Consider the following 14,088-nt stretch of genomic DNA (forward strand, 5'->3'; position numbering starts at 1 on the left):
AAGCGATGAGCGAGACTCCATCATGGGACGATTCGGGGGAGCGGCGCCCAGCCGCAGACCCCGAGGCGGAGGCGCTGGTCGAGGATAGTGGCCTCGTGCCCGGTCCGCGGCACATCCGTGGCGGGCGGGATCTGACGAGCGGGCCGATTTTCGGCACGCTGGTGCTCTTCACCCTGCCGACGCTCGCTTCCAACATCCTCCACACGCTCAACGGCTCGATCAACTCGATCTGGGTTGCGCATTTCCTGGGCGAAGCGGCACTCGCCGCCACCGCCAATGCGAACATCATCATGTTCCTGATGTTCTCGCTGATCTTCGGCTTCGGCATGGCGGCCAATGTGGTCGTCGGCCAGGCCTTCGGGCGCGGCGACCTGCGGGCCGCGCGCCACGCTTTCGGCTCGGCGATCGGCTTCTGCCTCGGCATGGCGTTCGTCATCGCCATTGGAGGCTTCCTGTGGTCGGACCGCATCCTCGCCTTGCTCTCCACGCCGCCGGAGGTCTTCCGCCTCGCCCGCGCCTATCTGCACTTCGTCTTCCTCGGCCTGCCCGGTGCGATGATGTTCGTGATGCTGATGATGGGCCTGCGCGGCAGCGGCGATTCCATGACGCCCTTGTGGTTCATGATCCTCACCGTCTTGCTGGATATCCTGCTCAACCCGGTGTTCATCCTCGGCCTTGGCCCGGCGCCGGAAATGGGGATCGCCGGCTCGGCCTTCGCCACTGCCGTCGCCAATTATGCCGGCCTGTCGGCAATGGTCGCCTATATCTACTGGCGCGACCTGCCGCTGCGGTTGCGCGGGGCTGAGTGGGGCTATCTCAAGCCCGACTGGGCGCTGCTGCGGATCGTCGCCGGGCGCGGCGTGCCGATGGGGCTGCAGATGGTGATCTTCTCGCTCTCCACGCTGGTCGTCATCGGCTTCGTCAACCGCGAGGGCACCACCACCGTGGCCGCCTTCGCCGCCGCCCAGCAATTGTGGAACTACATCCAGATGCCGGCCATGGCGGTCGGCGGCGCGGTTTCCGCCATTGCCGCCCAGAATATCGGCGCGGGCAAGTGGGACCGGGTGGAGCGCACCACGCTGGTTGCCGTCGGCGTCAATCTGGCGATGACCGGCAGCCTCATCCTGCTCGTCATGCTGTTCACGCGGCCCATCCTCGCCCTGTTCCTGGAAGGCGGCGGCGACGCCATCGAGATCGGCCGCCACATGATGAACATCGTCAACTGGAGCTTCCTGCTGTTCAGCGTGACCACGGTCATGTTCGGCACGATGCGCGCCAATGGCGTGGTGCTGGCGCCGCTGTTCATCCTCACCTTCTCACTGTTTCTGGTGCGGATCGGCTTCTACTTCGCCAGCTATCCCTATCTGGGCGCGGATGGGCTGTGGTGGAGCTTCAATGCCTCCGCAGCCGTCTCCTTGATGCTTGGCTGGGCCTATTATCGCTGGGCGCGCTGGCGGGAGGCGAGCCTGGGTATGCCGGGCAGCGCGCCGGTTCACAGCGCAGGGTGAGGGCAACGATATGATGCGCGTTCTGGTCACCGGCGGCGCAGGCGGCATCGGCCTCGCCATCGCCCGGCGCTTCCATGCCGAGGGGCATCGCGTGCTGATCGGCGATGTGGACCGGGATGGCATCGACAAGGCTCTTGCCGCGCACCCCGGGATGGTCGGCGCGCGGTGCGATGTGTCGCAGGTCTCCGAAATCGACGCTCTGTTTGAATCCGTCTCCACGCATCTGGGGGGGCTGGACGTGCTGGTGAACAATGTCGGCATCGGTGGACCCACGGCACCGGCGGACGAGTTGCCCAGCGCTGACTGGCGCGCGGTGATGGACATCAACCTCACCGGCACGTTCGAGGTCACCCAGCGGGCCATTCCGTTGCTCAAGGCCAGCGCCGGGACGATCATCACCCTGTCGTCCGCTGCCGGGCGCTATGGCTATCCCAACCGCATCGCCTATGCGACGAGCAAATGGGGCCTCATCGGCTTCACCAAGACACTCGCGATGGAACTCGGGCCGTTCGACGTGACCGCCAACGCGATCCTGCCCGGCGCGGTCGGCGGCGAGCGGTTCGACCGGGTGATCGCGGGTCGCGCGACCGTGAGCGGGCGCAGCGTGGCGGAGGAAACCGCGCTCGGCCTTGCCTCGCAATCGCTCAAGCGCATCGTGCCGCCCGAACATGTCGCCGATCTGGCGCTGTTCCTCACGACGCCGGCGGGGCGCTCCATCTCCGGCGCGGCGCTGCCCATCGACTGCGATCTCCAGCACGGCTGAGCGCCAAATCCACCTCGGCTCCCATTGCGGCCAAACACCGGTCCACCTACATATTGGCAAGGTCTTTTCCGGGTTTTTCCTCAGGGAGTTGAAGACGTTGAATATGATGAAGACGGCCATGCTGCTGGCAGCGCTCACCGCGCTGTTCATGGCTTTGGGGTATATGTTCGGCGGCGCGGGCGGCGCGATGATCGCGCTGCTGGTCGCGGCAGGCATGAACCTGTTCACATACTGGAATGCCGACAAGATCGTCCTGCGCATGCACAATGCGCGTGAGGTCGACATGGCTTCCGCGCCGGATTTCTACGGTATGGTGCGCGATCTCGCCCGCAATGCCGGCCTGCCGATGCCGCGCGTCTACATTGTGGAGGATCCCAGCCCCAATGCCTTCGCGACGGGCCGCAACCCGCAGAATGCCGCCGTTGCCGCCACCACCGGCCTGCTGCATATGCTGGATCGCGATGAAGTCGCCGCCGTGATGGCGCACGAGCTCGGCCATGTCCGCAATCGCGATACGCTGGTGATGACCATGGTCGCGACCATTGCCGGCGCTATCTCGATGATCGCCAATTTCGCGCTGTTTTTCCGGGGCGGCAATGGCAATGGCGGCAACCCGCTCGCGGCGATCCTCGCCGTGCTGGTCGCGCCCTTTGCGGCGATGATCGTGCAGATGGCGATCAGCCGCACGCGCGAATATGGCGCGGACAAGGCCGGTGCGGAGATCAGTGGCAATCCCCATGCGCTGGCGTCTGCCCTTGCCAAGATCGCCGGCGCGGCGCAGCGCCGCCCAACGCAGGCGGTGGCGCAGAACCCGGCAGCGGCGCAGCTCTACATCGTGCCGACCAGCGTCTCGGAGCTGTTCTCGACCCACCCCAAGACCGAGAAGCGGATCGCCGCGCTGCAGGCCATGGGGCCGGGCAGCAGCGCGCGCCCGGCGGCCGTCCGTCGTGGGCGCTCGGCGCTGGACCCGCTCGCGCGTGACTGAACCCCTGCGCCATGCGCCCGACGCCGCCGTGCTGGAGCGCCTGGCGCGTCAGGCCATTGCGGCAATGCCGGCGCTGTTTCGGCAGCATCTCGATGGCATTGCGATCCAGATCGAGGAGTTCGCCGAGCAGGATGTGCTCGATGAGCTGGGCATCGAAGACCCCTGGGAGCTGACCGGACTTTATCAGGGCCACGCACTCACTGAGCAGAGCATCTGGTCGTCCGGCGATCTTCCCCCGATCATCCGCCTCTATCGCCGGCCGCTGCTGGAGGAATGGGTGGATACGGGCGTCGCGCTGGACGCGCTGATCGCCCATGTCATCGTCCATGAGGTGGGCCACCATTTCGGCTTTTCCGACGAGGATATGCACGCGATTGAGGAAAGCGTCACGCCGGAGTCGGAGCCTGCCATTCCGAAGCGGGGAGCGTAAGGACGAAGCTGGCACCGCCCTGCGGGCGCGTCCGGGCCACCAGCGTCCCGCCATGCGCTTCGGCAATGGAGCGCCCGACGGCAAGGCCAAGACCGACGCCAGCGGTTTCGCGGCTACGGGAGGTTTCGACGCGGAAGAATGGCTCGAACAGCCTTTCCTGCAGGGCCGGAGGGAAGCCAGGGCCATCATCCGCAACGGTGAGAACGATCTCGCCATGCGCCTCCACGATCGTGATGAAGCCGCCGCCCGCATAGCGCTGGGCATTGGCGACCAGGTTGCCGATGAGGCGCTGAATCGCGAGACGGTCCCCCCATATCCAGGCGGCCGCAGGCGCTTCCGCCAGAACCAGCGCGGGGCCGGTGGTGCTGCGATCCACCACATCGCGCGCGACGGCTGCGATATTCACCAGCCCGGTCTCGAGCTGCCCCGTTCCCTTGGCATAAGCCAGAATGCTGGCAATCAGAGCCGCCAGTTCGGCTAAATCCTTCTCGGCGTCGGCGCGGATATCCTTGGGCAATCTGGCGACGCGAAACTCCAGGCGGGCCAACGGGCTTGCCATGTCATGCGCGATCGCCGCGAGCATCATGGTGCGGCTTTCCACCAGATCCGCGAACCGATCCCGCATGGCCGCTATGGTGGTCGCCAGCTGGGCAATCTCGGGCGGGCCATCCACGAAAATGGGGCTACGCTTGCCCTCGACATAAGCCTGGTCGGCTTGTTGGGCGAGCCGGTGGAGTGGCGCTACGATCCCGCGTCCCATCAGCGCAGCGCCAATCCCAAGAACGATCGCAACGACAATCGTGACGAGAAGCACAGTGCGATGCCAGGCCGTGAACACCGGCTGCGGCGCACTGCGGACGATCTGCCACCCCCCGGTATCGTCCCGCACGGCGGCGGAGAACGATCCGAACAACGCGCTCGGCGCGGGCGCGGCCCGATGTCCTCCTGCAGGCCCGGCTGCGATTTCGCTTGCCAGCCTGACGTGCGACGGCGGGAGGTTCATGATGCTGGCCAGCTGCGCCTCGTAGCGCTCGTTCCGCTGCTCGTCCGCACGCGGCGTGAACGAGGCAGCGGTCTCGCGCGGCATGAGGCCCGAATCCCTCTCCAATGTCGGACGCCCGGCGAGGGTAGCCGCTAGCTCGATGAGCTGCACAGGCGCTGCCCGTGGGGGCGGGCCGATGAAAGTGGTGAGGAAATTGGCCATCGTCGAGAGCAGCAACGCCCCGAAGAGGAGAACGCCAAGCTGCCGGGAAATGCTCCAGCGTGCAAGACCAGATAGGCGCACGGTCACGACCGCCGCACGAGCAGATAGCCTTCGCCCCGGACCGTGCGGATCAGCTCCGACGCATCGTGCTCCGCAAGCTTCGCGCGCAGGCGGGAGATGCCGACATCGACGGCCCGGTCATAGAACTCGGCATCCGCCCCGTGGACATCAAACATCAGCGTATCGCGGCTGACCACCCGCCCCGGTCGCCTGAGCAGGGCGAGGAGCAGCCGATATTCGTTGGTCGTCAGTTCAACAGTTGTGCTGTCGGGCGAAACCAGTCCATAGCTTGCGGGCAGGGCCACCCAGCCATCAAACCGGATCGCCTGGACCTCCTCTTCTTCCGGCCCGCGTCCCGCAGTCCTGCGACGCAGCACCGCACGCACGCGGGCAAGCAGTTCCCGGGGATTGACCGGCTTTGCGATATAGTCGTCCGCACCCAGTTCCAGTCCAAGAATTCTGTCGACATCGGAGGCCATGGCGGAGAGCATCAGGATGGCTGGCCGATCGGCCTTCCCCGCGATGTCCTTGAGGACAGAAAGACCATCCTCGACAGGCATCATCACGTCGAGGATGATGGCATCCGGTCGGTCAGTGCCCAGCAACAGTCGCAGTTCAGCACCGCTTCCCACAGCGCTGACCCGCAGCTCATGCGCCTCGAGATATTCACAGATCAGCGTGCGCAGCTCAGCGTCATCGTCAAGCACGACCACATGCTTGCGCTCGCCGGAGTCATTCATCGATCACGTTCCCCGTGCGCTTCAGAACCCGGAATCTCCCACCGGCGGGTCAGGTTGCAATGCCGATGGTCGCGGTCGCTGCATAGCCGTTACTCGTATCCCCGGTCATGGCGAGAGTCATCACTGCCATCTGCGCCGACGAATTGTCGCCGAACACATTGTCGTTGGCAATCGACGCACTGTTATAGGCCGATCGGCTACTTGCGTAGGTCGACGTTGCATAGACTTCCGCGCATTGCGTCGCCGGGAGGGCAAATTGCGAAATCAGCACGGCATACCGCCCGCTGGTTGCATTGGACAAACTGGAAAACACTTCAAAATGGATGTGCGGATAGCGTCCGTTGTAACAGCCGGGGAAGATGGTGGTGAATGTCACCTGCCCATTGGCATCCGAAACCTGAATGCCGCGCAGATAGCTTTCCGCCGGAAGATCATACAGGGAATAATCGCCGCTGCGATCACAATGCCACATGTACACGGCGTAACCTGCAAGGGGCGCGCAGCTGTTATTGGCATTCACCAGGGTGATGGTCACATCCATGCGAATCCCGGTCGCCACTGTGGTTGACGACCCCGCAAAGCTTGAGCGGATGTCCTGCCGAACTGCGCCTGTATAGGTCAGCACGTTGGAGGTCACCCCCGAAGAGGTGTTGGTCCCGTCGGCGGGATAAGGCCCGTTGGTCTCGGTTGCCGGGACCGTGCAGGTGCCCGACGATGTGGGGGTCGGCGTGGGCGTGGGCGTCGGAGTCGGTGTTGGCGTCGGCGTGGCGATCGTGGTCGTGCTTGCCGCGCCGCTGCTGCTGCTGTCACTGCCGCAACCGACCAGCAGCGCCGTGCTGCCCGCGCCGCCAAGCCACAGCAACGCGCGCCGTCGACCGACCTCAAGCTTACGGATGGCGACCAGATCGTGGGCGAGCCCGTGATCGTGATTGTTGTCTTGCCGCGCCAATTCCGGCGCCTGGTCCTTGTCAATCATGCAGCAGCTCCTGGGAGTGGAAGTGCCGCGCTACCCCAGAAGCAATTCAGCCGGATTTCGGTATATTACGAAATATTTCAGCGCAGGCCGCGCCGCCCGCTCAGCGGCCCTGATTGCGCCAGCGGTTGATCGTGCGCTCGAGGATTTCCTCCTCGCCGCCGGTCTGGCGCCACAGGTCGGAGAAGACCGGGTCCGCCGATGCCGGGCGGCGGGCGGCTTCGAGATCATCGAAGGCGACGCGGATCGGCACGGTGACGCCCTCGCCGCAGACGATGCACTCGCGGTTGCGCAGGGCCGGGATCGAATCGAGAAAGCCGCGCGAGCCCTCCGGCATCGCTGCCTTCACGAACTGCTGATCGCGCTCGTTGTTGAGGCGCATGGCGATCAGCGTGCCGCATTGCGAGAGCACGCCCTCGGCAAGATCGGACGGGCGCTGCGTGATCAGCCCCAGCGACACGCCATATTTGCGCCCTTCCTTGGCGATCCGCTCGAGGATCTTGCGCACGCTCTGCCCGGCCTCGATGTTGCTGGAGGGGATGTAGCGATGGGCTTCCTCGCAGACGAGCAGGATCGGCTTCTGCTCCTCGTCGCGCGCCCAGATGGCGAAATCGAAGATCAGCCGCGCCAGCACGGAGACGACGACATGGGTGATCTCGGACGGCATGGCCGAGGTATCGACAATGGAAATCGGCTTGCCCATCGCCGGCAGGCGGAACAGCTTGGCGAAGAAATTCTGCATCGAATCCGCCACCAGCATGCCGGAAAACATGAAGCTGAAGCGCGGGTCCGCCTTGATCTCGTCCAGCCGGGTGCGCAGGCGCAGATAGGGCAGCGAGTTAGTGCTCTTGTCGAGCTTGCCCATCTCATTGGCGAGGATCGCCGCGAGATCGGAGAGCAGATAGGGCACCGGAGAATCGACCGTCAGCCGCCCGATGCCTTCCGCCAACCGGCTGCGGCCGCGCGCGGCGAGCAGGCACTTGGCGAGAATATCGCAATCCTGCGCGCGCTCGGGGCCCTTGGAAGTGACGAGCACTTCGCAATGCTCCTCGAAGTTCATCAGCCAATAGGGCAGTTCGAGATTGCTGGTATCGTAGACCGCGCCATTGCCGGCGAAGGCGGCGCCATATTCGCCATGCGGATCGATCATCACGATATGGCCCTGCGGCGCCATGTCGCAGATGCGGTGCAGGATGAGCGCGGCGGAAGTGGACTTGCCGGTACCGGTGGAGCCGAGCAACGCGAAATGCTTGCCGAGCAGCGCATCGACCAGCAGCGAGGCGCGGGTGTTCGCGGTGGGGTACACCGTGCCGATCTCGATCCGCGCCTGATCATGGGCGGAATAGATTTCCAGCATATCCGGGCTGGAGACGGGATAGATGGGCGTGCCGGGCACCGGGAAGCGCGTGACGCCACGGCGGAAGCGGAAGATGCGCCCGGTCAGTTGCTCCTGATCGCCCTCCCCCACAAAGTCGATATCGGCGAGGATGTGCGTCGCGGAGCGGGAATCGAGCGCCAGCGTGCGCACCGTCGCGACGATCCAGCAGGCGCCGACCCGCATCTTGAGCTGGCTGCCGACCTGCCCGCCCATGGCGATGCTGGGGTCGCTCTCCCCGGCCAGTCGCTCCATGGCGGCGATGTCGAGCAGGATCTTGGCCGAGCCGCCGGATATCGCGGAGATGACGCCGATCTCGATATCCGAGAAATGCGGCCGCACGCCGGGCTGCGCCACGGCATCGACCGGCACCGGCTGGCCATCCAGATCCCTGCCAGAAAAATAGTTCACCGCGTCGCTCCCACCTGTGGCCAGGATGCAGGGCGTATCGAATATGCGTAAACAAATGCCTGCGCCGTGGGCGCCGCTTGGGCTCAGCGCATTTTCACGCGACCCGCGACGAAGCCGGCGAACATGCCCATAGCGAGCGCCGAGAAGACGGCGACCAGACCATAAGCCACGCCATGCTCCTGCGCGAAGACGCCGATGTCGCGCTCAAAGCCGGTCTTGTGGACCTCGATCTCGCGCACCGCGGCGGCGAGCACGCGGCCATTCTGCACCAGAAACGTCTCGGCGGTGTAGGTGCCGGTGACCACCCGGGCGGAGAGCGGCAGGCGCGCGCGGTACAGCACGCCATCGGTGATCTCGACCGCCTTGGGCGCCTCCAGATACAGCCCGCTGCGCGCGCGCAGATCATTGAGGCCGCTGGCGAACCGGCCGATCTCCTCGGTATCGCTGAAGGACGCGGGCGAGAGCTGCAGCTTGCTCAGCCCCAGCTCGTAGATCGCGGCCGTACGTTCATCGACGATCTGGTCGATGGGGCGCGAGGACGCCACGGCATAGAAGCTCGGCGCCGAGCGGAAGGCGATGCTGTCGGCATTGACCCACATGCCGGCGAGCTTGCGCTTCTCGCGCACGGTGATCGCCTGGCTCGGGCCCTTGAGCACGACGATGATGTCGACCGGCTCCTCCGGTACGCGCCCACCGGGATAGAGGATCGCGCCGAACAGCAGCAATTCCGCGCCGGTGAAGCTGAACTGGATCTCGACGGTGCGTTGAGAGACATCCGGCACCAGCTGCGGCGCGGCCCGCTGCGCGCTCGCCGGGGCGCCGCCCAGCAGCGCCAGCGCCACCACCCAGGGGGCGACGCGGGCGATCACTGGACAACCACCGAGTAGATCTCGTCCGGCCGCCAGCCAAGGCCCAGCGCCATGCGGATGGCGATGACCAAAGCGATGAAGGCCAGCGCGACGCGCAGATATTCCGGCCGCGCTCGCATCGAGATGCGGCTGCCGATCTGCGCGCCGGTCACGCTGCCGATGAGCAGCAGGAAGGCGAGGACGAGGTCCACCGCATGGGTGGTGGTGGCGTGGACCATCGTCGTGAACATCGTCACGAACAGGATCTGGAACAGCGACGTGCCGATGACGATCTGCGTCGACATGCCAAGAATGTAGAGCATCGCGGGCACGAGGATGAAGCCGCCGCCCACGCCCATCAACATGGTCATGATGCCCGAGAAGATGCCGAGCAGCAGCGGCGCCAGCGGCGAAATGTAAAGGCCCGAAGCATAGAAACGCCAGCGCAGCGGCAGCGCCGCCACCAGCGGGTGGTGCCGCCGCTTGCGCGCGGCCTGCCGCTGCCCGCGCCGCGCCATCACCAGCGCATGGATCGATTCCCGCGCCATCAGCATGCCGATCGAGCCGAGCATCAGCACGTAGAGCACGGCAATGGTGGTATCGATCTGGCCCATCCGCTCCAGCACGCGATAGATCACCGCGCCCAGCGCCGCGCCGATGGCACCGCCGACGACGAGGACGGCGCTCATCTTGAGATCGACCGTCTTGCGGCCGAGATGGCTGAACACGCTGGAAACGCTCGCGCCCATCACCTGCGTGGCGGAGGATGCGGCGGAGACGGTCGGCGGGATGCCGTAGAAGATCAGCAAGGGCGTGGTGAGAAATCCGCCGCCCACGCCGAACATGCCCGAGAGCAGGCCGACAAGGCCGCCCAGGCCGATGATGACCAGGGCGTTCACCGACAGGTTGGCGATCGGCAGATAGATGTCCATGTCGCCCTCGGTAGTCGCAAAGCGCCCGATCAAAAAGGGGCTTGCCGCCCGATGCTCAAAAATCCGTCGCGAGGGTGATCGCAGGGCCGCTTGCCGGGCGTGCATTGCCCGCGATGCGGAAGCGCCATTCCGCCGAGAGGCTCAGCCCCGGCCGGGCCCATGGCAGCCGCGCGCGGAGTTGCGGCCCGATGTCCAGCCGCCGCGCACCGGGCTGGACGCTGCCGGAGAGCGCGCCACCGACTGCCAGTGCGAGCCCGCGTCCGGGCGGAAACAGCCGGTAAGAGAGCGCAGCCTTGCCGTCCGCAAAGCCATCGCTGCCGGGCAAGCCGACAAATCCGGCCTGTGCATAGCCGTCCGCCTCGACGCGCGGCAGAATCGCGGTCGTGTTCAGGCCGCCGGCCGCCAGCAGGGCGAACCCGTTGCGACCGCCTGTCCCGAGACGCTGGCGTCGCTCCACCATCAGCGAGACTGGCAAGGCAGCGGGCAGCCCGGCCGGGCGCCAGGCGAGGCCCAATGCTCCCTCCTCCGCGAACGGCCGTTCAATTGCGCGGCTGGCCCGTCCATAGAGGCTGAACACGCCCATCTCGCTGCTGCTGACGCGATAATCGAGCCGGACGCCCATTTGCGATCCGCCGAGCAGCGGCGCAAAGGCGCGCGACCCGCCGGCATCGGGGCGCCAGAACAGCCATGCCTGGCCGGACACGCGCCCGCTCTTGCGCGCTTCTCGCAGGGTGCCGATCGACGGCTCGCCAAGCACGGTCCCTTGCGAAGGCGTCGCTGCCGAAGCCGGCGCATTGCGCGGAGCGTCCGACCTTGGCTGTGGCATGTCCGTTCGAGGAGCCTGCGCCCAAAGCGCGACGGGCGTCCGGTATGACAGAACCGCATGGTGAGATCGTGCCGCCGTGCCTGCCGGTCGGCCGGCGACAGCGGGGGCATCGCCCGACAATCCCGCGCTGCGCTGCCCGTCGCTATGATCAGCCCGGACCCCGCCACTCGGCGCCTGCGCCGCAGGCAAGGCCGCAACGTCCGTCGCCCCGCGCTCGCCTCCCGCCATCACGGGCCAGCCCAGCATCACGCCGCGCGCGCAGACCCAGCAGCCCAGGACCGCGCCCAGGAACCGCAGCGGCCGCCCGCCACCCGCGCTCATGCCGAGACTCCCGTGGCCGCGTCAGGGAAGCGATGGCGCGTCTTGTCCCACACCAGCGCCCGCCCGCGCAGATGCCGCACGTAGATCGAAATGGCGCGCCCGGCGGCGAGAATGGCAACGATATTGCCAGTGATCGTGCGCGGCACGGAGAGGAGCGCTTGCCCCCAGCCATAGGCTCGCCAGACGAACAGCATGCGCATGATGAGCCGCCAGGCGAGCAGCACGGCCGTCGCGCGCATCAGCCAGGGCAAGGGCTCGGGCCAGGTCATCGGCGGCAGGCCCATCAGGCTGCGCGTGATGTGGATGAACAGGGCCAGCCCCAGCCCGGCATAAGCCGCGACCAGGACGATCGCTGCCAGCGCGGCGCGTCGATCGCGCAGACGCATCCAGCGCTCGCGCCAGGGGCCGGACCAGCCGAGCCGATCCCAGCCGGCCAAGGCGATCCCGACCGTCCAGCGCGCCTTTTGCCGAACGGCGGCGCCCCAGCTATCCGGGAAATACTCGCGCGTGGCGATCAGCTCGCCCCTGGCGTCGCGCATCCGCACCAATATGCCGCGCCCGCCGGCATCGCCAATGCGCAGGCCCAGCTCATAATCCTCGGTGAGGCTGGCCTCATCGAATGGGCGCCCGCCCCGCTCCATCGCCACGGCGGCGAGCGCATCGCGGCTGAAGCCGCAGCCGACGCCGGCCGACGGCATGGCTGCGCCCAGCGCTTCCCGCACCGTCAGCGAGGCGCCGTGCGCGACCGCGAATTCATCGAGATAATGGCCCGCAACCCATTGCGAGCGCGCCGATTTGAGCGGAAGGACCGGGAGCTGGACGAGCGCGAAGCGTGGCGCGAGATAGCCGATCACCCGCAGCGCATCGGGATGCACGACATCCTCGGCATCGTGCAGCACCACCGTGAGCACGCGGCGCTCCTGCTCGGCTTCCCAGCGTTGCATGGCGACCCACAGCTGGTTCAGGCAATCGGCCTTGGTGGTGGGACCGGGCCGATCATTGACCACCAAGGTCACGCGCCCGCCGCCCCGCTCGGTGATCAGCGTGCAGACCGCCCACAAGGTCGCCGGATCATTGGGATAAGCGCCGACAAAAATCTGCACATCCTCGCCGGCCCATTTGTCGAGGCAGCCGGTGAGCATGGGACGGATCACGTCCGACTCGTCCCAGGCAGGAATGAACACCGCGATCGGCCCCGCAGAGCCAGCGGGCGGCAAATCGCGTGACGTCATCCGCGCCACCCGGCTGTAGACGGTCAGCGACCGCCAGCCGCGCCGCGCCAGATAGATGAGGTCGATGGCCAGATCGTCCAGCCCACCGATGATAAGCCCCAAAGCTGCAAACAAGAGAAGCTCGCCGCACAGCAGCTCGCTCAAAGCGAGTGTCCCACCCATCTTCCCCCCCCCCGAGTCGACACCGCGTTCCCCCTGCGCTGCCGAGCGATTTATTGAGCATAATGAGGGACCTGGAGCAATGATGCTTTTCGCGGCGTTAACGTTTCCCCGGATCATCCTGGCCATTGCCGGTTTGACCTGATCCCGCCCGGCCTCTAGCGACAGGCCATGAGCTGTTGCGCGCCCGCCCCCGACCAGCCGCAGACCTGCGGGAGCCAGCCCGCATGACGCGGGGCAAGCGCGTGCCGGTCGGCTTGCTGGGTGGATCGTTCAACCCCGCCCATGGGGGCCACCGCGCCATCTCCTTGTTCGCGCACGCCGCACTGGGGCTGGATGAGGTCTGGTGGCTGGTCTCGCCGGGCAATCCGCTCAAGCCACCCGCCGGCATGGCACCGCTGAACGCGCGCGTGGGCAGCGGCAAGGCGGCCGCCCGCCGCGCGCCCATCCGCGTCACCGCCATCGAGCGGGAGACGCATACCCGCTACACGCTCGACACGCTGCGCCGGCTGACGCGCCGCTACCCGCACCGCCGGTTCATCTGGCTGATGGGCGAGGACAATCTGGCCCAGTTCCACCAGTGGAAAGGCTGGCGCGATATTGCGCGAACAACGGCCATTGCTGTTATCGCCCGACCCGGCTATAGTCGGGCGGCTGTAGGCTCACCGGCCATGGCCTGGTTGCGGCGTTTCGTCCGACCCGCCAGTCAGAGCAAAAGCTGGACGACATGGAGACTGCCGGCGCTCGTGCTTTTGCGCTTTCGCCCCGATCCCAGATCAGCCACGCTGCTTCGGCAGAAGGCGCCTCTTTGGCACCGTAGCTTTGCTGATGTTGCGCCGATCGACGGCGTGACCGGTCGCCGCATCCCACAGGAGTGACATTGCCCGACCCGTTACCCATGCCCGCCCGTCCTGCCCCCGCTGGAGGACTGTCCCAACCCGGCATCGATGCATCCTCGGATCGCCTCCTGGCGATCGTTCTGGAATCGCTGGACGATGATCAGGCGCAGGAAGTCGTGAGCATTCCGCTTGCCGGCAAGAGCAGCATTGCCGATCACATCGTGATCGCGTCGGGTCGTTCGTCCCGGCAGGTGGCCGCCATTGCCCAGAAGCTGGCCGAGCGGATCAAGCAGACGATGGGCCGCAATGTCCGCATCGAAGGCCTGCCCGTCGCCGACTGGGTGCTGATCGACGCGGGCGACGTCGTCGTGCATGTCTTCCGCCCGGAGGTCCGCAGCTTCTACAATCTCGAGCGCATGTGGGGCTTCTCGGACGCACCGCTGGCCGCCGGCGAGGCCTGATCCTTATTTAAGCGTACCCCG

At 66.5% G+C, this 14,088-nt stretch carries 14 protein-coding genes; 6 read left to right on the forward strand and 8 right to left on the reverse strand.

The window, feature by feature from the left end:
• Positions 1–5: 5 nt before the first annotated feature.
• From M2335_RS13165 to M2335_RS13180, 4 genes are all read left to right on the forward strand, one after another.
• A complete protein-coding gene (locus tag M2335_RS13165; protein WP_264594973.1) occupies positions 6–1,508 on the forward strand; it encodes an MATE family efflux transporter in 1,503 nt (500 codons plus the stop codon).
• A 10-nt stretch (positions 1,509–1,518) separates the two neighbouring features.
• Positions 1,519–2,271, forward strand: a complete 753-nt coding sequence (locus M2335_RS13170) for an SDR family oxidoreductase (RefSeq protein ID WP_264594974.1) — start codon at positions 1,519–1,521, stop codon at positions 2,269–2,271.
• A gap of 106 nt (positions 2,272–2,377) precedes the next feature.
• Complete coding sequence (gene htpX / locus M2335_RS13175) at positions 2,378–3,256, forward strand: zinc metalloprotease HtpX (protein ID WP_413716146.1); 879 nt, start codon at positions 2,378–2,380, stop codon at positions 3,254–3,256.
• Positions 3,249–3,686 carry a metallopeptidase family protein gene (locus M2335_RS13180; protein WP_413716122.1) on the forward strand — a complete coding sequence of 146 codons (438 nt, stop codon included), beginning with the start codon at positions 3,249–3,251 and terminating at the stop codon, positions 3,684–3,686. Before htpX ends, M2335_RS13180 begins: the two co-directional genes overlap by 8 nt.
• Here M2335_RS13180 and M2335_RS13185 read toward each other — a convergent pair.
• From M2335_RS13185 to M2335_RS13220, 8 genes are all read right to left on the reverse strand, one after another.
• Positions 3,643–4,977, reverse strand: coding sequence for a sensor histidine kinase (locus tag M2335_RS13185; RefSeq protein WP_264594976.1), 1,335 nt, complete (start codon positions 4,975–4,977; stop codon positions 3,643–3,645). The genes M2335_RS13180 and M2335_RS13185 overlap by 44 nt on opposite strands.
• Positions 4,974–5,690 (reverse strand): response regulator transcription factor, encoded by a 717-nt coding sequence (locus M2335_RS13190; protein WP_264594977.1) that lies wholly within the window; start codon positions 5,688–5,690, stop codon positions 4,974–4,976. The genes M2335_RS13185 and M2335_RS13190 overlap by 4 nt, the downstream gene beginning before the upstream one ends.
• 49 nt (positions 5,691–5,739) lie before the next feature.
• A complete protein-coding gene (locus M2335_RS13195; RefSeq protein WP_264594978.1) occupies positions 5,740–6,666 on the reverse strand; it encodes an intradiol ring-cleavage dioxygenase in 927 nt (308 codons plus the stop codon).
• Positions 6,667–6,766: 100 nt separating this feature from the next.
• On the reverse strand, positions 6,767–8,293 hold the full coding sequence (locus M2335_RS13200; protein ID WP_264595418.1) for an ATP-binding protein: 1,527 nt from the start codon (positions 8,291–8,293) through the stop codon (positions 6,767–6,769).
• 239 nt (positions 8,294–8,532) lie between these two features.
• Positions 8,533–9,318 (reverse strand): TIGR02186 family protein, encoded by a 786-nt coding sequence (locus M2335_RS13205; protein WP_413716123.1) that lies wholly within the window; start codon positions 9,316–9,318, stop codon positions 8,533–8,535.
• Positions 9,315–10,229 (reverse strand): sulfite exporter TauE/SafE family protein, encoded by a 915-nt coding sequence (locus M2335_RS13210; protein WP_181558917.1) that lies wholly within the window; start codon positions 10,227–10,229, stop codon positions 9,315–9,317. Before M2335_RS13210 ends, M2335_RS13205 begins: the two co-directional genes overlap by 4 nt.
• 55 nt (positions 10,230–10,284) lie before the next feature.
• Positions 10,285–11,376: a hypothetical protein gene (locus M2335_RS13215; protein ID WP_264594979.1), complete on the reverse strand. Its 1,092-nt coding sequence runs from the start codon at positions 11,374–11,376 to the stop codon at positions 10,285–10,287.
• Positions 11,373–12,770 (reverse strand): glycosyl transferase family protein, encoded by a 1,398-nt coding sequence (locus M2335_RS13220; RefSeq protein WP_264594980.1) that lies wholly within the window; start codon positions 12,768–12,770, stop codon positions 11,373–11,375. The genes M2335_RS13215 and M2335_RS13220 overlap by 4 nt, the downstream gene beginning before the upstream one ends.
• 224 nt (positions 12,771–12,994) lie before the next feature.
• On the opposite strand from M2335_RS13220, the gene M2335_RS13225 reads away from it, so the two are divergent.
• Together M2335_RS13225 and rsfS are read left to right on the forward strand one after the other, a co-directional pair.
• A complete protein-coding gene (locus M2335_RS13225; protein ID WP_264594981.1) occupies positions 12,995–13,645 on the forward strand; it encodes a nicotinate-nucleotide adenylyltransferase in 651 nt (216 codons plus the stop codon).
• Positions 13,646–13,665: 20 nt separating this feature from the next.
• A complete protein-coding gene (rsfS, locus tag M2335_RS13230; RefSeq protein WP_181561330.1) occupies positions 13,666–14,067 on the forward strand; it encodes a ribosome silencing factor in 402 nt (133 codons plus the stop codon).
• Positions 14,068–14,088 lie beyond the last annotated feature (21 nt).

Source organism: Sphingobium sp. B12D2B, assembly GCF_025961775.1.
Classification (GTDB): domain Bacteria; phylum Pseudomonadota; class Alphaproteobacteria; order Sphingomonadales; family Sphingomonadaceae; genus Sphingobium.

What these genes read in the sequence shown, in the direction of transcription:
- M2335_RS13165 (WP_264594973.1), top strand. Translation starts at nt 6, where the DNA reads ATGAGCGAGACTCCATCATGGGACGATTCGGGGGAGCGGCGCCCAGCC.
- M2335_RS13170 (WP_264594974.1), top strand. Translation starts at nt 1,519, where the DNA reads ATGATGCGCGTTCTGGTCACCGGCGGCGCAGGCGGCATCGGCCTCGCC.
- htpX (WP_413716146.1), top strand. Translation starts at nt 2,378, where the DNA reads ATGAAGACGGCCATGCTGCTGGCAGCGCTCACCGCGCTGTTCATGGCT.
- M2335_RS13190 (WP_264594977.1), bottom strand. Translation starts at nt 5,690, where the DNA reads ATGAATGACTCCGGCGAGCGCAAGCATGTGGTCGTGCTTGACGATGAC.
- M2335_RS13195 (WP_264594978.1), bottom strand. Translation starts at nt 6,666, where the DNA reads ATGATTGACAAGGACCAGGCGCCGGAATTGGCGCGGCAAGACAACAAT.
- M2335_RS13200 (WP_264595418.1), bottom strand. Translation starts at nt 8,293, where the DNA reads ATGGAGCGACTGGCCGGGGAGAGCGACCCCAGCATCGCCATGGGCGGG.
- M2335_RS13210 (WP_181558917.1), bottom strand. Translation starts at nt 10,229, where the DNA reads ATGGACATCTATCTGCCGATCGCCAACCTGTCGGTGAACGCCCTGGTC.
- M2335_RS13215 (WP_264594979.1), bottom strand. Translation starts at nt 11,376, where the DNA reads ATGAGCGCGGGTGGCGGGCGGCCGCTGCGGTTCCTGGGCGCGGTCCTG.
- M2335_RS13220 (WP_264594980.1), bottom strand. Translation starts at nt 12,770, where the DNA reads ATGGGTGGGACACTCGCTTTGAGCGAGCTGCTGTGCGGCGAGCTTCTC.
- M2335_RS13225 (WP_264594981.1), top strand. Translation starts at nt 12,995, where the DNA reads ATGACGCGGGGCAAGCGCGTGCCGGTCGGCTTGCTGGGTGGATCGTTC.
- rsfS (WP_181561330.1), top strand. Translation starts at nt 13,666, where the DNA reads ATGCCCGCCCGTCCTGCCCCCGCTGGAGGACTGTCCCAACCCGGCATC.